The organism is Psychroflexus sp. ALD_RP9, assembly GCF_017311165.1.
Lineage (GTDB): Bacteria > Bacteroidota > Bacteroidia > Flavobacteriales > Flavobacteriaceae > Psychroflexus.
Genome location: NZ_CP062973.1, coordinates 469,731 through 487,382 on the forward strand (window position 1 = coordinate 469,731; position 17,652 = coordinate 487,382).

19 protein-coding genes are annotated in these 17,652 nt (G+C 35.2%); 9 read left to right on the top strand and 10 right to left on the bottom strand.

Features of this window, described 5'->3' with window-relative positions; genetic code table 11:
• Positions 1-115 precede the first annotated feature (115 nt).
• The gene (gene metK, locus IMZ30_RS02165) at positions 116-1,369 is read left to right on the top strand and encodes a methionine adenosyltransferase (RefSeq protein WP_207038913.1); all 1,254 of its coding nucleotides are present in this window, start codon (positions 116-118) and stop codon (positions 1,367-1,369) included.
• 260 nt (positions 1,370-1,629) lie between these two features.
• Here the strand turns inward: metK and IMZ30_RS02170 are convergent, their stop codons facing one another.
• The 8 genes from IMZ30_RS02170 to IMZ30_RS02205 all read right to left on the bottom strand — a co-directional run bounded on the left by IMZ30_RS02170 (position 1,630) and on the right by IMZ30_RS02205 (position 8,457).
• Entirely contained in the window at positions 1,630-4,278 is a 2,649-nt protein-coding gene (locus IMZ30_RS02170) for a hypothetical protein (RefSeq protein WP_242529688.1), read from the bottom strand.
• A 45-nt stretch (positions 4,279-4,323) separates the two neighbouring features.
• Complete coding sequence (locus tag IMZ30_RS02175; RefSeq protein ID WP_207038915.1) at positions 4,324-5,016, bottom strand: GLPGLI family protein; 693 nt, start codon at positions 5,014-5,016, stop codon at positions 4,324-4,326.
• Between the two features lie 67 nt (positions 5,017-5,083).
• Positions 5,084-5,335 carry a hypothetical protein gene (locus tag IMZ30_RS02180; protein WP_207038916.1) on the bottom strand — a complete coding sequence of 84 codons (252 nt, stop codon included), beginning with the start codon at positions 5,333-5,335 and terminating at the stop codon, positions 5,084-5,086.
• Between the two features lie 54 nt (positions 5,336-5,389).
• Positions 5,390-6,115 (bottom strand): GLPGLI family protein, encoded by a 726-nt coding sequence (locus tag IMZ30_RS02185; protein ID WP_207038917.1) that lies wholly within the window; start codon positions 6,113-6,115, stop codon positions 5,390-5,392.
• A 58-nt stretch (positions 6,116-6,173) separates the two neighbouring features.
• Positions 6,174-6,392 (bottom strand): hypothetical protein, encoded by a 219-nt coding sequence (locus tag IMZ30_RS02190; protein ID WP_073191966.1) that lies wholly within the window; start codon positions 6,390-6,392, stop codon positions 6,174-6,176.
• Positions 6,393-6,394: 2 nt separating this feature from the next.
• The gene (locus IMZ30_RS02195) at positions 6,395-7,153 is read right to left on the bottom strand and encodes a GLPGLI family protein (RefSeq protein WP_207038918.1); all 759 of its coding nucleotides are present in this window, start codon (positions 7,151-7,153) and stop codon (positions 6,395-6,397) included.
• 1 nt (position 7,154) lies between these two features.
• Positions 7,155-7,379, bottom strand: a complete 225-nt coding sequence (locus IMZ30_RS02200; RefSeq protein WP_207038919.1) for a hypothetical protein — start codon at positions 7,377-7,379, stop codon at positions 7,155-7,157.
• 553 nt (positions 7,380-7,932) lie between these two features.
• Positions 7,933-8,457 (bottom strand): hypothetical protein, encoded by a 525-nt coding sequence (locus IMZ30_RS02205; RefSeq protein ID WP_207038920.1) that lies wholly within the window; start codon positions 8,455-8,457, stop codon positions 7,933-7,935.
• Between the two features lie 490 nt (positions 8,458-8,947).
• Between IMZ30_RS02205 and IMZ30_RS02210 the strand changes: the two genes are divergently transcribed.
• From IMZ30_RS02210 to IMZ30_RS02245, 8 genes are read left to right on the top strand one after another with little or no spacing between them, the layout of a single operon-like run.
• On the top strand, positions 8,948-9,655 hold the full coding sequence (locus IMZ30_RS02210) for a hypothetical protein (RefSeq protein ID WP_242529689.1): 708 nt from the start codon (positions 8,948-8,950) through the stop codon (positions 9,653-9,655).
• Entirely contained in the window at positions 9,656-10,921 is a 1,266-nt protein-coding gene (gene kynU, locus IMZ30_RS02215; RefSeq protein ID WP_207038921.1) for a kynureninase, read from the top strand.
• Positions 10,918-12,306: an FAD-dependent oxidoreductase gene (locus IMZ30_RS02220; protein WP_207038922.1), complete on the top strand. Its 1,389-nt coding sequence runs from the start codon at positions 10,918-10,920 to the stop codon at positions 12,304-12,306. Before kynU ends, IMZ30_RS02220 begins: the two co-directional genes overlap by 4 nt.
• A 3-nt stretch (positions 12,307-12,309) precedes the next feature.
• Positions 12,310-12,723: a RidA family protein gene (locus IMZ30_RS02225; protein ID WP_207038923.1), complete on the top strand. Its 414-nt coding sequence runs from the start codon at positions 12,310-12,312 to the stop codon at positions 12,721-12,723.
• Positions 12,724-12,730: 7 nt separating this feature from the next.
• Positions 12,731-14,179, top strand: coding sequence for an aldehyde dehydrogenase (locus IMZ30_RS02230; protein ID WP_207038924.1), 1,449 nt, complete (start codon positions 12,731-12,733; stop codon positions 14,177-14,179).
• Positions 14,180-14,182: 3 nt separating this feature from the next.
• Positions 14,183-14,968, top strand: coding sequence for an SDR family oxidoreductase (locus IMZ30_RS02235; protein WP_207038925.1), 786 nt, complete (start codon positions 14,183-14,185; stop codon positions 14,966-14,968).
• Positions 14,969-14,977: 9 nt separating this feature from the next.
• Positions 14,978-16,060 (top strand): amidohydrolase family protein, encoded by a 1,083-nt coding sequence (locus IMZ30_RS02240; protein WP_207038926.1) that lies wholly within the window; start codon positions 14,978-14,980, stop codon positions 16,058-16,060.
• On the top strand, positions 16,061-16,702 hold the full coding sequence (locus IMZ30_RS02245; protein WP_207038927.1) for an O-methyltransferase: 642 nt from the start codon (positions 16,061-16,063) through the stop codon (positions 16,700-16,702). It begins immediately after the preceding gene.
• A 54-nt stretch (positions 16,703-16,756) separates the two neighbouring features.
• On the opposite strand, the gene IMZ30_RS02250 is transcribed toward IMZ30_RS02245, so the two are convergent.
• The gene (locus tag IMZ30_RS02250) at positions 16,757-17,305 is read right to left on the bottom strand and encodes a phosphatase PAP2 family protein (RefSeq protein ID WP_207038928.1); all 549 of its coding nucleotides are present in this window, start codon (positions 17,303-17,305) and stop codon (positions 16,757-16,759) included.
• A complete protein-coding gene (locus IMZ30_RS02255; protein ID WP_207038929.1) occupies positions 17,305-17,628 on the bottom strand; it encodes a twin-arginine translocase TatA/TatE family subunit in 324 nt (107 codons plus the stop codon). The genes IMZ30_RS02250 and IMZ30_RS02255 overlap by 1 nt, the downstream gene beginning before the upstream one ends.
• Positions 17,629-17,652: the final 24 nt, after the last annotated feature.

Sequence of the window (17,652 nt, forward strand, 5' to 3'; positions counted from 1 at the left end):
TTGCATCGAGGAAAGATTTGAACTGCTTGCAACCTCTAAAAATGCTAAACTCAGTACGCTTTTAGATGTGCCATCAGTTGTTTTGTCTCTCCTTTTCTTTAAAAAACAAATTGTTATGGCTTATTTATTTACCTCAGAAAGTGTTTCAGAAGGACATCCCGATAAAATTGCAGACCAAATTAGCGATGCGCTACTTGATTATTTTTTAGCGTTTGACGAAAACTCGAAAGTGGCTTGTGAAACTTTAGTAACTACAGGTCAGGTTGTTTTGGCTGGCGAAGTACGCAGTAATACTTATCTTGATGTGCAACAAGTGGCGCGTGATGTTATTAACGATATTGGCTACACCAAAGGCGACTATAAATTTAGTGGCGATTCTTGCGGTGTCATTTCGTTAATTCATGAACAATCCCAAGAGATTTATCAAGGTGTTGATAAAACTGACAAAGAAAACCAAGGTGCAGGCGACCAAGGTATGATGTTTGGCTACGCGACCAACGAAACCGAAAGCTACATGCCTTTGGCATTGGACATTTCACATAAAATTTTAATCGAATTAGCAAAATTACGCCGTGAGGCTAAAGAGCTAACTTATTTACGGCCAGATGCTAAAGCGCAAGTAACCATTGAGTACAGCGATGATCATAAACCTATGCGAATTGACACGATTGTGATTTCTACTCAGCACGACCAATTTGATACCGATGATTCTAAAATGCTGGAACAGATTAAAACTGATATGCAAAAGGTGTTGATGCCACGAGTGAAAGCTTTGTTTAATGAAGAAATTCAAGCTTTATTTAATGATGAAATCACTTACCATATTAACCCAACCGGCAAATTTGTCATTGGTGGACCACATGGCGACTCTGGTTTAACTGGACGTAAAATTATAGTTGACACTTATGGTGGCAAAGGCGCACATGGTGGTGGCGCTTTTTCAGGTAAAGATCCTAGCAAAGTAGACCGATCGGCCGCTTATGCATCCCGACACATTGCTAAAAATATGGTAGCTGCAGGTATTGCCGATGAAGTTTTAGTTCAAGTTTCTTATGCCATAGGTGTGAGCAAACCAACTTCAATTACCGTTAATACCACCAATAAACATATTGACTTAACTGATGGTGAAATTGCCAAAAAAATTAGTCAGATATTTGACATGCGCCCTGGTATGATCGAAAAACGACTTAAACTAAGAAACCCGATTTACAGAGAAACTTCAGCTTATGGCCACATGGGTAAAACGCCTAAAACTGAAACAAAAGTATATAAATCTAATTATTCAGGTGAAGTAAAAAAAGAAGTTGAGTTGTTTACTTGGGAAAAACTGGATTACGTTGACCAATTAAAAGAAGCCTTTAATCTTTAAAGTTTAGATGAGCTGAAGTATTTAAAACATTTTATACTTAGAACAAATATTGATTTGAACTTGTTGTAACCTATTGACTGATAAGTTTAAAACAGGTAATAACTGGTTTTAAAGAAGTATTTTAAATTCAATAAACTTATTTTTTAATGTACATTAAATTATAAGTCGCACCTATTCAAATATAAATGTGATAGGTTTTGGTAACTACTCGCGCACAAACTAACATTTTTTAGTTTGGTTTAGCATAATTAAATTAACTCTTAAAGTTTATAACTAATACTCAATAACAACGTACGTGGTTGTATAAAAGTTCTACGGTCTATAGCCGTAAATTCTGACAGCGAATTTTCACGTCTAAAATCGATATTAAACAAATTTGTAGCACTGACCTCAAATGCCCAAGGTGACGACTCTTTATTGTAGTATAAGGAAGCATCAGCGAGCTCGAAACGGTTGCTATTATTAGTGGTGTTGTTTTTAAAGTAGGTGTAGTTATAATTGAAATTGAAAATAAAATCGGTCCAAAAATCATATTCAAGTTCAAGATCTGGTGACCAGCGTGTAAATTTGTTTGTGAGGTTAGTAGAATTTAATTCACTAAAACTATGCCGCATATTAAGCGTCAAGTTAGGTAAATCATCAAAACGAGTTCGAACCCGTACATTATAGGCGTATGAATTAGATTGATAGTCGATGACTGATTGATTAATGATCCTGGAGTAATTAGACCAATTAGCGTTACCACTTAGGCTGAAACTAAAGTCAGGAATACGCTTGGTTATGTTTCCAGATAATAAAAAACGTTCTTCTGGCAAGTCGGTAAAAATACTCGTCACCACTTGGTCGATGCCTTCAATTTCAGTTTGGTTTCTAATACTCGATTCACGGTAATTATAATTAGCGCTTAAGCTATAATTAAGCCCTTTAAACAAGCTAAAACTCGAATAAAACAAGCGTAAATCGTTATAAATTTGATTCTCTAAATTAGCGTTACCTTGGTAAAGCTGATTAAAATTTGTGAGCCTTAAGCGATTGGCAAAATTATTTACATTACTGAAGTTAGAACGTCTATTGTACTCAAGCTTCAGTTTTTCTGAATTATTAAATTCATATTCTACAAAAAGCTCTGGCAACCATACGCCTTGAGTTGTATTGGCAATTTCGGTTTGGTATTGTTGCGCTTTCCAATCGAACAGTTGATAAATAATTCCTGGACGTAAAACCAACTTCCCGATTTGGGTTTTATACTGAAAACCGGCATAAGGCGTGCTTAAACTGAAGTCTAATCGGTTATTGAAGTTGGCATTTTGAAAACTTTGCCGACTGCCATTGTTTAAAATTTGCTCGTCTAAGGTATTGTAATCTGACTGGAATAGACGAAAACCCGCTTTAGGGTATATGTGATGAAAATCGGCCAACACCCAATAATGTTTAGCGTTTAATTTTACTGAATTTAAGCGATTATAGACATTTTGATTAAGGTTGTAAGTTTCATCTTCATTAATTAGCGGAATTAAATCGCTAAAAATAGCTTGATTAAAATCCCATAAACGATTGGTGTTTTGCTCTTTATGGCTTAAAGTAGCTTCTACTTTTGTGGTGTGTTTATATGAAAATTGCTTGTTAAGGTTAAACACCTGAGAAACTTCAACTTGGTCGGGTTTTGCTAAAGTATTTACAAACTCAGTACTATTATTGATGGTAGAGTTCAAATTGGTTAATTGGTCACCTTCATTATATTTCACTGTGGTATTAGCGCGTAAATCGATGGTATTAATATCACTGTATCGCAATTTAATTTTGTTAATGCTAAAGAGCAAACGTTGTTGCGTAGTGAGGTCTCTAAACTCGTTGGCTTGATTACCGGTTTGGTAGGCAATATCTTGCTGATTAAGCTGGTCTTGCTTGCTTTTGTTAAAAATACTGTAAGCATCGAGATTGGTTTTAGGACCTAGACGTTGTGAAATACTTCCTGCCACAAAATCGTTTTTATTGTAAACGAAATCTGTATTTTGAAGAAATTGTGCAAAATCGTCTCGGTATAAACTAAAATAAGCCGATTGATCTTCTAGGCTTAGACCAAGACCGCCTTCAAAATCGATATAATCTTTAACAGTGAACGATTTTTGCCCGATGTTATTAACATCAGCAATGAGATTAATAGCGGTGTTTGGGCTATAATAAAAGAGTTTAGGATGAAACAAAAAGCGGTCTTCTACACCACCACCAGCTTGAATATCGCCAAAAGCAAACTTTTTTTTACCCTCTTTAAGTTTTATGTTTAAGGCCAGTTGGTCGCTATCTTCCAGGCCTTTTAAAAAGGCTACATCGCTGTAATTATCTAGAGCTTCAACCTCATCGACGGCATCGGCAGGTATGTTGTTGACGCCTAATTTTTCATCACCCGTAAAAAAGGTTTTACCATCTACCATAAGTTTGGTGACAGGTTTTCCGTTAACGGTAACATTACCAGCCTTATCGACCTCAAGGCCTGGCAATTTTTTTAAAATATCACGCAATTTACGTTCTTCGCCGGTTTTAAATTGGTCGGTGCGGTAGGTAATGGTATCTTCTTTAACCACGACAGCCATTTCTTGTTGGATAATGACTTCTTCTAAGCTGGTAGTGCTAGGCTGCATTTGGTAGTTTTTTTGAAGATCGGCTGAAAGTTGAATGGTATCGTTAATTTTTTTAAAGCCCAAATGGGTAATCTCGATTAAATAAGATGTGCTATCGGCTAAGTTGAGTTTATATTGGCCTTTGGTACTGCTAATACTAAAGGTTATAGGCGCATCAGGATTATTTAAAGGAGAAGCTATTACGTTAGTATTGGGTAAAGCTTGTTGTAAACTATCGGTAATTTGACCTGTGAGTTGGTGGGATTGGGCAGAAGTAATTGTTGTAGTCAAAAACAAAACAATTATTAGAAAGAACACATTTTTCATTTATATAATTTATCGGTGTAAGGATTGGCTTAAGTATTCCTTTCTAGTAATACTCTTATTGACATTAGGAAGTTCTATTTTATGATTTTTGTTATAAAAATCTATTGAAGTAGCGTAAAACTTGATACCGCGTTCTTCAACTTGCAGTACTAAGCCTGGAAGCCCAACATAATCTTTTGGGCCAAAACTAAAAGGTAATTCTTTAGTGAACCAAGCTACAACGCTTATAGAACTACCATTATCTAATTGCTTATTTGTTTTTGCTTTTATGCAATTGTAACCTAGTATATTTTTTGTTTTATTATCGATTTCCCATTTTGGAAGATTTGATTTTATAATATATTTTTTGTTTCTAAATTTAAAAGTCCTCAACCTTAATTTGTTATTAATTAATGTAAAAAATCGCCCATCAGCATCAGAAAAACCAGCAATATCAATGTAATCGATAGAATTATCTATCGCCATCATTTCTTTCCTTTTAAAAACTGAACTGTTTTTATTAAATTTTAGTTCATAACTAATATGTGGCATTTGGCGCTTCATATTTTCTACAGTTTGTAACATCATTTTTTTGATATCATCATTTTTGATTTTTGTTGTATCTATTGTTTGAGAAATAATCTCAGACTTATATGTAATACAACCAGATGTTTGAGCTGTTAGACTAAAGCTTGTAAAGATTATAATTAACAGATATCTCATATTTTTAATTATTTATATTTAAATTATTAAGCCCATCATATAAAATTATGATGGGCTTAGTTACTAACTATCTAGCTTCAGTTAATGTAGCCTCTGTTCCAGTTTGACCAGCATGAGATGTACAACTTTCATAAGCCTCATCTGCTTTTCCTGCAGCATAGCGATCTGTAAAACCTTGCCTTGTCCAAGAATCATGAACATCCATTGCAAGTTGAACACAATCAGTTTCAGATCTAAACATTGATGTATTACTACTATTAAAACTACTTAAACTTAAGGTCATCGCACTTAAAGCGATGATAGAACATACTTTTTTCATTTGCATCATTTGGTGTAGTTAAGTATACTTATAAACTTCAATTAACTGTAAATACTACATCTTATCTCTGTAATTTTCTTGAATAGCTTTTATTAACGCCTCGTAAGTTGTTAACGATTGATTTTTTCTTAATTGTATTACTTGAACTGTTTCATCAGTTTGCTCGATTTTTGCTGCTTTAATTTGTGCCGTTCTATGCTTTAATTCAAGAACAGCTCCAGGTAGATCTCCAAAAACACTTGGGCTCGCTTTGAAATTTAATTCAGGGCTAAACCAAACAAAATCGGGTATAAAGACGTTTTTATTAAATTGTTTTTTGGTTTTTAAATCCGGTACTGCCTTAAAGCATTTATAGCCTTCAATTATTTTAGTTTCTTTAGTGATTTGCCATGTTAAATACTTATCATTTATCACTTTAACCAGTTTGTCTGGATTAATTACGTTTTTGGCTAAACTTATGGCCTCATTATAATAGATAGGATAAATAGGACTCACCGCAACTTTGGTTAATAATACGTCATCAAACCTGAAGTTATCGCTTAACATTTGTTGGTTAAAACTTGCGTAATAGCGTTTACCGTCTGAAACAAGTATTAACCGTAAAGTTTTACTGATTTGTTGCTGTTTTTTAAGTCCCTCTTCAAAATATTGTTTTATGTATGCTTCTGTTTCCTCAGGATACTCAAGTTTATCAAATTTAAATTGATAAGTAATTTTATAGTTTTGTGCAAGACTTATATTTAAGCACAATAAACATAGAATAGACAGAAAGATTTTCATTGTTAAAAAATTGATAAGCCCACTAAAAAAAGTCTAGTAGGCTTAAGTTAATTATACTTTACTCACCTATGTTTGGTGCTGTAATTTGACCAGTTGAGTTGTCAAGGTTACAAGAACTTCTCCATCTACTCGACCTAATAAATGCCTGAGCTGGTGTAGCGCCTTGATAAATAGCGAAATCATAAATTCTAGAGGCCTCAGCTTCGCAATCTCTATCTTGTTCTACTGCGTTAAAGTTAAAGCTTATAAATGCTGTAATAATTAATAATGTTTTCATGGTTATCGTTTTATTTTTGATTTTATTTTTTTGTAATGGGCTTTCATAAGTTTTTTAAACTGCTTGTAATTAACTATTTTGTAAGTATCTAAAGGCTCAAATTCTAAATTGTTTGTCACCTCTTTTACCGAAATAGCACGAATTGTTGCTCTACTTGTTTTATATTCAAGTATAGCACCAGGTAAATCAGCAAATACGGCTGGTGAAGCCCTGAAATTAAGAACTGGAGCAAACCAAACTTCTTCAGGAATGTATCCATTAGTTATAGACCGGCCAAGACCTTTTTTAAGTTTAGGCCTAGCTTTATAGCACATTTTGCCCAAAATGATTTTTTGATCTTTAGTAATTTCCCAATCAAAATAAGCTTGAGACTTTGAAGCTACTACAAGACTATCTAAAATAATAGAATATCCATAAGCAGTTGAATTGTGATAATCTATTTTAGCAAATGCCGAAATATCTATCATAGCAATCTTTAAATCACCTTGTGTTAACCCATCGACTGGCATTAACCTATTAAAGCGCAATTGGTAAGAACCTTCTTGAGGCTTAGCTATAACCTTAATCTTAAGCGCATCTGACATTAAAGCATTTTTTTTATTAATTTTATTAATAAATGCTTGCTGTGCTGCACTCAGATTATTTTTACTATCACTAGCGCCTTTAAAGGGTTTTAAATCTGCCTTATAGATTAACTCATAGTTTTGGCTGCAGGTTATTTGAACAAAAGCTAAAACTAAAAAAATTACATAATACTTCATACTACCAGTATGGTGCAGCTGCTATAATCGCATTTAAAAAATCTGATCTACCTCCATCTTTTACGCAAGCAGCCCAATATTGACCTGCTTGATATTCAGCAATTCTAACACTTGCTCCGTTGGAAATTGCAAAGTCGTATAACTCATTGTAAGATTCATCACAATCTTCTTGAACTACAATTTGATTTGTCGTTTGAGTATTAAAACTACTTAAACTTAAGGTCATCGCACTTAAAGCGATGATAGATCATACTTTTTTCATGGTATTAAAATTTTTAAAAATTTAATGTCAGTTTATCATCATAACGGATGGTGTTTTCAGCACAAAGGCTGTAATGGGCATCATGAAAATTCTTATATTTGCAGTGCAAGCGAGATGTGATTTTTCATGTCTTAAACTGGCGGAGCGCTTTTCATCCCGAAAAGCGTTTCCTTTTTTAATAATTAGAAGAACTCATTTGGTTTTTATTTAACTATTTGACGTAAACCAAAAAAAAAAACAATATAAGCTTATTTTTAAATGTTAAATTTTGAATTGAATTCTATTCAAAATAAGTCCAATTAGTTACAACCTTTATAATTTATTAAGGCTTTTTGTGTTAGAATGATACTTTTATATGCTTTAGTTAGTGTTTTGGTTTAAACATTTTCTGTGCCTTCAATAGGGCTTAGTTTACCGCATAACTAAAAAACAAAGTCCTTTATAAAAGAGATATCATATAATTAAAAAACCAAATCATAAGATTTGGTTTTTTAACTTCAGTATTTTATTTGTTATTTTAACCGCGTAGTCGATCGACAAGCGAAGGTGAACCACAAGTTAGAGTCGATTTAGCTCCTGTTCTTGTCACCGAAAAGGTCTCGCCAGGTTTTATTTCTTTTGATAGCTCTAAAACTCTATCTACCGTACAACTTTTTGTAGGCAACCCTGAACAAGTAGTATATTCGGTTAATCCTTCTGGACATGACCTACTTTTTGATAAGTCTTCTGGTGGTGTATGTACCGTTTGCTTGACGGTAAATTTGTTATTGGTATAGCTTACAAGCCATTTAATATTTCCCACTTCTTCAGGCTTAGCATATAAATCCTTACTAAACATGTAGGCGTCTAACTTTATAAGAAGTTCATTAGTGAGCTCTTCTTTAGTTCCTTCAAACGTAAATTCTTCATTCATAAAATCAAACTCTAATTCTAAATCTAAAATTAGAGTTTCTTCAGATTCATTTAAATTGTCTTGAGTACAACTTGTAATAAGTAAGCCCATAAACAGAAACAATACTAATTTTAATTTAAAAACTTTCATCATTTAATTAATTATAAATTCAACATAATGGGGAATCATCTGTGCAAATGCACAGTAAAGTTCTAAAAACATTTCCATTTTTTAAAAAATGAATTATATAACGTGTTAAATAACAATAATAATAATAATAATTAAGTTAATAGGCGTAAAAACAAAAATTAACATTTAACTGCCTTTATTATAGATGCTTAGCTTAAGTTAAAAGTATTTTTTTCTTTAAACAAAATACGTTATCCCAACGAGTTATTAAAACAAGTATCTAACTTAATAAACGTTAAATAATTATAATTCTAAAACCTTCAACTGCTTGATCATGGCTAATTGATGAAGTCTAGAGATATTTCAGTAGTAACTTTAAAATCTAAAACTACGACTCAAACAATATCATACTTCAAAAAAATAGTTAGCTTATTTAAATTAAAAATCAATTCAGTTCATAAAACTTGTATAGGCCTTTCACATCAATTATATTTACGAAAACATTTTCGCTATGAAAAAATTCATGCTTTTAATAACTTTAATTATTGGTTTAATGGCTTGTCAAAATAAGCCTACATCAGATCAAACTACAAAAGAAAATCTAGATCAAAAGCAAACTCCTAAATCAGCTAAAAAAGCAGCTCAGACAGTTATCGACTCTATTGCTATGGCACATGGTATTTCAAAATGGGCGTCTGTTAAAAAAATTAAATATACATTTAACGTAGATCGTGATGATAATCATTTTGAGCGTTCTTGGACTTGGCAGCCACAAACGCATCAAGTAAACATGACCACTAAAGACACCACAATCACTTACAATCATAAAAAAGTAAGCGAAGCATTGAAGCCTATTGATCAAGCCTTTATTAACGATAAATATTGGTTGCTATTTCCTTTTCAATTGGTTTGGGACTCAGGCCTTTCTTTTAAGGATTTAGGAGCAACTAAGGCGCCAATCTCAGAGCAAAGCTACCGAACAATCGAGGTTAACTACAACGCCAGCAACGGCTATACACCAGGCGACACTTATGTAATTTATATTGACCAAAATTACCAATTAAAAGAATGGAGTTATATTCCTAACGGCAGCGAAACGCCAAGCCTATCAACTACTTGGGAAGATGATTTAGACTTAAATGGAATTAAAATTTCTAAAATGCATCAAAATCAAGACCAAAGCTTTCAACTTTACTTTACAGATATAAGCATCGATTAAATGAATTATAACACGACTGAAGCCTTTGCGCAAGAACTCGACCAAAAAGACCCTCTGAAGGAATTTAGAAAGGAATTTTTATTCCCTAAAAACCAAGATGACGAACCTCAACTTTACCTCTGTGGTAATTCGTTAGGTCTACAACCGCGACAAACCGCCAATTATATTCAGAAAGAACTACAAGATTGGGCAAATTATGGCGTAAATGGCCACACTGAAGCCGAACATGCCTGGATGCCTTACCACGAGTTCTTAAGCGAATCTATGGCCAAAATCGTAGGTGCCAAACCACATGAAGTTATTGTTATGAATACTCTAACGGTTAATTTGCATCTCATGATGGTTTCATTTTACGAGCCTCAAGAAAAGCGGAATAAAATTGTGATTGAAGCAGATGCTTTCCCTTCCGATAAATATGCTGTAGAGTCTCAACTGAAATTTCACAACATCGATCCTGCTGAAGGCCTCATACTCTGGAAACCAAGACCAGGCGAATATACTTGCCGCATGGAAGATTTAGAGCAATTACTTGAGACACACAAAGATGAAGTCGCCTTAGTTATGATTGGTAGCACTAACTACTATACTGGCCAAGCTTTTAATCTTAAAGCCATCACCAAACTCGGACATAAACATGGCGCCAAAGTGGGATTTGATTTAGCACATGGCGCAGGAAACATTCAACCCGATTTACACAACACCAATGCCGATTTTGCTGTTTGGTGTACTTATAAATATCTTAACTCTGGGCCTGGAAGTTTAGGCGGTTGTTTTGTACACGAGCGTCACGCTAATTCACCTAAACTTAAACGTTTTGTGGGTTGGTGGGGACACGACAAAAGCACCAGATTTAATATGAGAAAAGATTTTAAACCAATACCAGGTGCCGAAGGTTGGCAACTCAGCAATCCTCCTATTCTATCAATGGCAGCTATTCGTGCATCTCTAGATGTCTTTGAGCGCGCAGGATTTGATAATTTACGTCAAAAATCAAAACAACTCACCAGCTATTTAGCCTTTTTGGTTGAGCAACTTAACAATCCTAACATTAAGATTATCACACCTAGTCATCCCGATGAACGTGGTTGCCAACTCTCGTTTCAAATAAAAGGCGCCAATAAGTCGGTTTTTAATGCTTTAAGTAAAGCCAATGTAGTTGCCGACTGGCGAGAACCTGATGTCATTAGAATTGCTCCTACGCCATTATACAACTCTTATACAGATGTTTACAACTTTATACAACGCTTAAAACAAGTTTTAGCATGAGTAAAACAGATAACATTTTAATTATTGGTGCTGGACTTTGCGGCTCGATGTTAGCCTTGCGCTTGGCACAGCACGATTACAATATTACCTTAGTTGAAAAGCGCCCAGACTTACGCCAAGCTAAACTTTCGGCGGGTCGCTCTATAAACCTTGCCTTTTCGAACCGTGGCCTTAAAGCCTTTAAACGGGTTGGCCTTGAAGATCGAGTAAAAGAGCTTTGTATACCGATGCATGGCAGAATGCTTCATGATCCAGATAGCAATACCAAACTGTCTAAATACAGCGGTCGCGATGGCGAATATATTAACTCTATTTCTCGACCAGGACTTAATGCTTTATTGCTAGACGAACTTGAAAATTATCCTAATGTCAATATAAAGTTCGAAATGGCATGTCAAGAAGTAAACCTTGAACAAACCACTGCAGAATTTGAGTTAGCTGATGGTTCTAAACAAAGCCTACAAGCCGATTATATATTTGGAACCGATGGCGCGGGTTCGGCAGTTCGTAAAGCCATGCAATTAAAACGAAACTTCTTATTTAGCCATTCGCAGGACTTTTTAACCCATGGTTATAAAGAACTAAGTTTTCCGCCCACTAAAGATGGTGATTATGCAACCGAGCCTCATGCCTTACACATTTGGCCAAGAGGCGAAAATATGATAATCGCTTTACCAAATCAAGATAAAAGTTTTACAGTTACTTTGTTTTTAGCTTATGAAGGTGGTCGAGATAATTTCAATAATCTAACCACTCCTGAAGCGGTAAGTGATTATTTTAAACGTGAATATCCCGATGCTTTCGAATTGATGCCGCGATTAACTGAAGAGTTTTTTGAAAACCCAACAGCACCACTTGGGACGGTTCGTTGTAATCCATGGACTTATCAAAACTGTTTAATTATGGGCGATGCCGCACATGCTATTGTGCCATTTTATGGACAAGGTATGAATGCTTCGTTTGAAGACGTTGTCGAGTTTGACGATTGTCTTGAAGCGAATAACTTTGACTTAAAGGCTAGTTTAAAGGACTTCAGCCGTTCACGAAAAGTTAACGCCGATGCCATTGCAGATCTTGCCTTAGACAATTTTCACGAAATGAAGGCGCATACGGCTCAGGAGTTATTTCAACAAAAACGTGAAATAGAGTTGGCATTAGAAGAAGAATTTCCTCAACAATATTTTTCTAAATATAGCTTAGTCACCTTTCAAGAACAGGTGCCTTATAAAACAGCCATGGATCGAGGTCGAGCACAAGATCAAGCTATATTGAGCTTATTAAAACATCAAAAATTACATCAAAAACAAACCCGAGAGGAGCAATTGCAACTTATTCGGAATTTCACCGAACAAATTTTAAAAGGTGAATACATAATAAATTTATAACTTATGGGACGATTAGTAGACGGAAAAGCAAAACCTAGAGGTGCGTATCCACATGTAAAGCGTGTGGGCGATTTTATTTTTGTATCGGGCACCAGTTCACGCCGAAAGGACAATAGCTTTGCAGGTGTAGAACAAGTAGACAACATGGGCAGCGTGGCTATTGATATTAAAGCACAAACCAAAGCAGTTTTAGAAAATATCGCAGATTACCTTGCTACTGAAGGTGCAAGTCTTGAAGATGTTGTTGATGTCACCAGCTTTTTAGTAAACATGAACGATTTTGCAGGCTATAATGAAGTGTATGCTCAATTTTTTAAACCTGAAACTGGTCCAACTCGAACCACAGTAGCTGTACATCAATTACCGCACCCGCATTTAGTGATTGAAATTAAAGTGATGGCTTATAAACCTATCTAAAAACGACATGAAAAAGGTTTTACATTTCATTAATGGCGCTTATACCACATCATTAAATAAAGAAGAAATCGGAAATATCAATCCATCTTCAGGTGATGTTTATGCACATATTACTCGTGGAAATGCCGATGATGTAAACTTGGCTTACGAAGCAGCTCAAGTAGCCTTTCCAAAATGGTCTCATACAACGGTTCAAGAACGTTCTCGTATTTTAAACCGATTAGCAGACTTAATTGAAGCTAACTTAGAAGATTTAGCCAAAGCAGAAGCCATTGATAATGGAAAACCTCTAAGCTTAGCTAGCCAAGTTGATATCCCAAGAGCTGCCGCTAACTTTCGGTTTTTTGCCCAAGCCATAACACAATTTTCAACTGAAGCGCATGAAAGTCAAGGTTTGCACACCATCAACTTTACTTTACGGCAACCAATCGGAGTTGTTGGTTGTATTTCGCCATGGAATTTACCGCTTTATTTATTCACCTGGAAAATTGCGCCAGCATTAGCCGCTGGAAATACCGTTTTAGCAAAACCTAGCGAAGTGACACCAATGACTGCCTACTTGTTAGGTGAGCTTTGCAACCAAGCGGGATTACCAAAAGGCGTTCTTAATATTTTGCAAGGCTATGGCCATGAAGTTGGGCAAGCCATAATTGCGCATCCACAAATCAAAGCAATTAGTTTTACAGGTGGTACCAGCACAGGACAACACATTGCCAAAACAGCAGCGCCTTTATTTAAAAAATTATCTTTAGAACTTGGTGGTAAAAACCCCAACTTAATTTTTGCTGATTGTGATTATGAGCAAATGCTGCAAACTTCGGTACGCTCATCTTTTGCTAATCAAGGCCAAATTTGTTTATGTGGAAGTCGTATTTTAGTTGAAGCCTCGATCTATGATCAGTTTAAAGAGGATTTTGTAAAACAAACCAAAACCTTAAAAATTGGGCATCCTTTAGACAAACATACCCAAATTGGCGCCTTAGTTTCTAAGCCACATCTAGAAAAAATTGAAGCCTACGTAAACATCGCAAAAGCCGAAGGTGGCACAATTCTTTGTGGTGGAAAGCGCCACCTAAATCCTGATTATCCTAAAGGTTTTTATTATGAACCTACCATTATAGAAGTGAAAAGCAACCAATGCCGAATTAACCAAGAAGAAATATTTGGTCCTATTGTTAGCTTGATGCCATTTAAAGACGAAGCTGAAGCATTATCACTTGCTAACGATAGTAAATTTGGGCTATCAGCCAGTGTGTGGACATCCAATTTAGACCGCTCAATGCGGCTTAGTCAAAAACTGCAAACCGGAATAGTTTGGGTTAATACATGGCTAAATCGTGATTTAAGAACGCCGTTTGGTGGCACTAAACAAAGTGGTCTTGGTCGTGAAGGCGGACTTGAAGCTTTGCGATTTTTCACTGAACCAAAAAATGTATGTATTACTTATAAGCCTTGATTTATGACTCTAGATTTTAAAAATAAAAATGCTCTAATTTGTGGCAGTACAGCTGGCATAGGAAAAGCCATTGCTAAACAATTAGCTGAAGCTGGCGCATCTATTACGCTAGTGGCTCGAGATGAAGCTAAACTTAAAGCAACACAAGCTGAATTGCTTAAAAAAAAGCATCAAAACCATGACTATATCGTGGTTAATTTCGAACATCCTGATGAAGTTAAAACAAAGATTGAAGCGGCTTCATCTCAAAAAAACTATCACATCTTACTCAACAACACTGGCGGTCCTAAAGGTGGTTTAATTCATGAAGCGAAAATTGAAGAATTTACAACAGCCTTTAAAATGCATTTAGTATGTAATCAAATTTTAGTTCAAGCTCTATTACCAGGAATGAAAACAGAAGGCTTTGGGCGAATTTTGAATATTATTTCAACCTCTGTCAAACAACCAATCGATGGCCTTGGCGTCAGCAACACGATTCGTGGTGCTGTTGCTAATTGGAGTAAAACTTTAGCCAACGAATTAGGTCCTTATGGAATAACAGTCAATAATGTGTTGCCAGGTTTTACAGCAACCGGTCGTTTAGATGGTATCATCGCCAATGCGGCTAACAAAAGAAACAGCTCTGAAGAAGAAGCCGCAAACTTTATGAAATCGATTGTTCCTGCTAGACGATTTGCAAAGCCTGAAGAAGTGGCTTATGCCGCTGTATTTTTAGCATCAGAACAAGCAGGCTACATCAATGGTATCAATTTACCTGTAGATGGTGGTCGAACTAAATCACTTTAAGTCATTTATATGAAACGAAAGCTACGTATTAACGGTCATTCACACCTGTTACCATACCCACATGAAATTCCAGATTTCATGAAGAAAAAAGAAATTTTCTGGGTAGATGATGATAAAAAGTTTATGTTACAAAAAGGTTGGAAACGCCCTGTAACCGACTCTAGTTTTTTCTTAAATGAAAAGCTTGAATGGATGGAACGCTACAACATAGACCATGCTGTGGTTTTAAACCTATCACAACTTTACGGCAATGGTCTTCGCGTTGAAGAAATGAAGCAAGCTTTACGGTTTCAAAACGATTTTAATGCTCGCGTACAGCATAACCACCCAGATAAATTTACCTGTGGATTTGTAGTACATCCAGGTTTTGTTCGTGGTGCACTATGGGAAATTGAACGTTGTGTAGAAGAATTAGATTTAAAGCTGTTGTGCTTACCTACGCACTACATGGATAGTATTGGTACATGGCGTTGTATTTTTGATGAAGAAAACGAGCCTATTTTTGAACTTGCTGATAAATATAATTTAGCGGTAGAAGTACATCCTTATGATGGAGAAAAGTTTATAAAACTAGAAAACACAGCCTGGCGATTTCACTTAATTTGGATGTTAGCTCAATGCGCTGATGCTTATCACTTTTTAACTTTAAACGGTTATCCAGACAAATACAAAAATATGCGGGTTTGTTTTGCTCATGGTGGGCAACTGGCTCAAATTAATTTAGGAAGACGTATTCAGGGCTTTGATGGGCGTCCAGACTTATTTGAAGGCAAAACACATCCTAGAAAATCAGTAGGACATAAGAACATCTTTTTTGACACCTTGGTGCATGATACAAGATCTTTAAAATTACTACTAGAGAATCAAAAAAGTTCTCAAATCCTCACTGGTTTAGATGATCCTTACCCATTAGGTGAAATGGAAAGTGAACCACAATCGTCTTACCCTGGAAAAATACTTGATTTAGCTTTAGAGGAACAAATTATCAGCACTCAAGAACGTGATGAAATTTGGCATGATAATGTGCTGCAATGGCTGTTTGGTGATGATGAAAAAAGAAAACAAGAGTTAGTCAATAAAATATTAGCTTAAATGGATTTTATTAATAATGAGCTTCAGCTGTACGTTGAGGAACATACGGAAGACGAACCTCAACTCTTAGCTGAATTAACGCGTGAAACCTGGCAAAAAATATTACAACCTCGCATGTTATCAGGACATTTTCAAGGGCGATTGTTAAGCTTGATCTCCAAATTGATTAAACCAAAAACTATCCTTGAAATTGGCACCTATACAGGCTATTCGGCTTTGAGCTTAGCTGAAGGATTAAGTGAAAATGGTGTTTTACATACCATAGATCGGAATGAAGAATTATTTGATTTTCAACGCAAGTACTTCAACCGAAGCGCGTATGCCAAACAGATTATTCAACATATTGGCGATGCTCGACATATCATTCCACAGTTAGAAACCAACTTTGATTTAGTCTTCATTGATGCTGATAAATCAAATTATAGTCTTTATTTTGACTTAATCATAGACAAGTTAAATTCGGGTGGATTAATCTTATCAGACAATGTCTTGTGGAGTGGCAAAGTGGTTGAAGCTTTAGATCCTAAAGATAAAGATACCAAAGCTTTACAAGAATATAACAAAAAACTAAAAGAAGATCCTCGTGTAGAAACGGTTGTACTGCCAATTCGTGATGGCTTAACTTTATCGCGGAAAGTTTAGCATTCGAAAGATTAAGTTCAAAAAAGTGTTGGTTTTGAAGAATAAGACAAAAACTTATTTACCTAATCGACTATATAATTGATAACTAAGACTACCCATGAATATACCAAAACAAGCACCTACAATTATATCGCTTGGATAGTGTACACCTACAAATAATCGGCTGGCAGAAAACAGAACAGGCCAAATAAATATAAAACCTATTCTTGAAAAACGACTTTTTAGTAACAAGTAAATGAAAATACTTGCTGCAAATGAAGTTGAGGCATGACCAGAAAAAAAGGAGTAATGCTGAGGCTCAAAAATAATATTAGCTTGCTCTGCAATATGATGAAGACTACTTGGTCGTGGTCTTGATACAAGGTATTTTACACTACTTGTTATGAGATGTGTAATAAAAACAGTTGTTCCAAGTACTAAAAAGTGATAGCTACCATTTAGAAATTTTTGTTTATAAAATAGTAAGATGATTACCATTATATATAATGGAAGCCAATTTAAAGGCTCTGTTACAAAAAGCCAAAAGGTATCGGAAAGTGGTGTATTAAATTGATTGATCCACAAAAAAACAGCTTCATCTAGCTGAGAAACATCAATAAGCATTAAAAGCGTCGTTTTATTGGGCCGGTAAGATTTTTAAACTCTTCTTTTGCTTTATTTGCGCTTTGTTCAATTTTACCTTTGTGTTGATTGAGTTGAGATTTGGTTTCTTCTAAGTCCTTTTTTAAATCTACTTTAATGTCATCGACATTGGCTTGCTTCGTGATTTCATACTTTATCTCATCGGTAGCATTACGGAATGACTTCATCGTTTTTCCTAAAAAACGGGCTATTTCAGGTATTTTATCTGCACCAAATACCATAAGTAGAATAAATAATATGAATGCTATTTCTGCTCCACTAATAAAAAACACTGTTCTCATCATGTTGCAAATATACAGAAGTTAGCA

What these genes read in the sequence shown, in the direction of transcription:
- IMZ30_RS02245 (WP_207038927.1), top strand. Translation starts at nt 16,061, where the DNA reads ATGGATTTTATTAATAATGAGCTTCAGCTGTACGTTGAGGAACATACG.
- IMZ30_RS02185 (WP_207038917.1), bottom strand. Translation starts at nt 6,115, where the DNA reads ATGAAAATCTTTCTGTCTATTCTATGTTTATTGTGCTTAAATATAAGT.
- IMZ30_RS02225 (WP_207038923.1), top strand. Translation starts at nt 12,310, where the DNA reads ATGGGACGATTAGTAGACGGAAAAGCAAAACCTAGAGGTGCGTATCCA.
- IMZ30_RS02195 (WP_207038918.1), bottom strand. Translation starts at nt 7,153, where the DNA reads ATGAAGTATTATGTAATTTTTTTAGTTTTAGCTTTTGTTCAAATAACC.
- IMZ30_RS02220 (WP_207038922.1), top strand. Translation starts at nt 10,918, where the DNA reads ATGAGTAAAACAGATAACATTTTAATTATTGGTGCTGGACTTTGCGGC.
- IMZ30_RS02235 (WP_207038925.1), top strand. Translation starts at nt 14,183, where the DNA reads ATGACTCTAGATTTTAAAAATAAAAATGCTCTAATTTGTGGCAGTACA.
- metK (WP_207038913.1), top strand. Translation starts at nt 116, where the DNA reads ATGGCTTATTTATTTACCTCAGAAAGTGTTTCAGAAGGACATCCCGAT.
- IMZ30_RS02255 (WP_207038929.1), bottom strand. Translation starts at nt 17,628, where the DNA reads ATGATGAGAACAGTGTTTTTTATTAGTGGAGCAGAAATAGCATTCATA.
- IMZ30_RS02210 (WP_242529689.1), top strand. Translation starts at nt 8,948, where the DNA reads ATGAAAAAATTCATGCTTTTAATAACTTTAATTATTGGTTTAATGGCT.
- IMZ30_RS02250 (WP_207038928.1), bottom strand. Translation starts at nt 17,305, where the DNA reads ATGCTTATTGATGTTTCTCAGCTAGATGAAGCTGTTTTTTTGTGGATC.
- kynU (WP_207038921.1), top strand. Translation starts at nt 9,656, where the DNA reads ATGAATTATAACACGACTGAAGCCTTTGCGCAAGAACTCGACCAAAAA.
- IMZ30_RS02175 (WP_207038915.1), bottom strand. Translation starts at nt 5,016, where the DNA reads ATGAGATATCTGTTAATTATAATCTTTACAAGCTTTAGTCTAACAGCT.
- IMZ30_RS02190 (WP_073191966.1), bottom strand. Translation starts at nt 6,392, where the DNA reads ATGAAAACATTATTAATTATTACAGCATTTATAAGCTTTAACTTTAAC.
- IMZ30_RS02205 (WP_207038920.1), bottom strand. Translation starts at nt 8,457, where the DNA reads ATGAAAGTTTTTAAATTAAAATTAGTATTGTTTCTGTTTATGGGCTTA.
- IMZ30_RS02180 (WP_207038916.1), bottom strand. Translation starts at nt 5,335, where the DNA reads ATGAAAAAAGTATGTTCTATCATCGCTTTAAGTGCGATGACCTTAAGT.
- IMZ30_RS02240 (WP_207038926.1), top strand. Translation starts at nt 14,978, where the DNA reads ATGAAACGAAAGCTACGTATTAACGGTCATTCACACCTGTTACCATAC.
- IMZ30_RS02230 (WP_207038924.1), top strand. Translation starts at nt 12,731, where the DNA reads ATGAAAAAGGTTTTACATTTCATTAATGGCGCTTATACCACATCATTA.
- IMZ30_RS02200 (WP_207038919.1), bottom strand. Translation starts at nt 7,379, where the DNA reads ATGACCTTAAGTTTAAGTAGTTTTAATACTCAAACGACAAATCAAATT.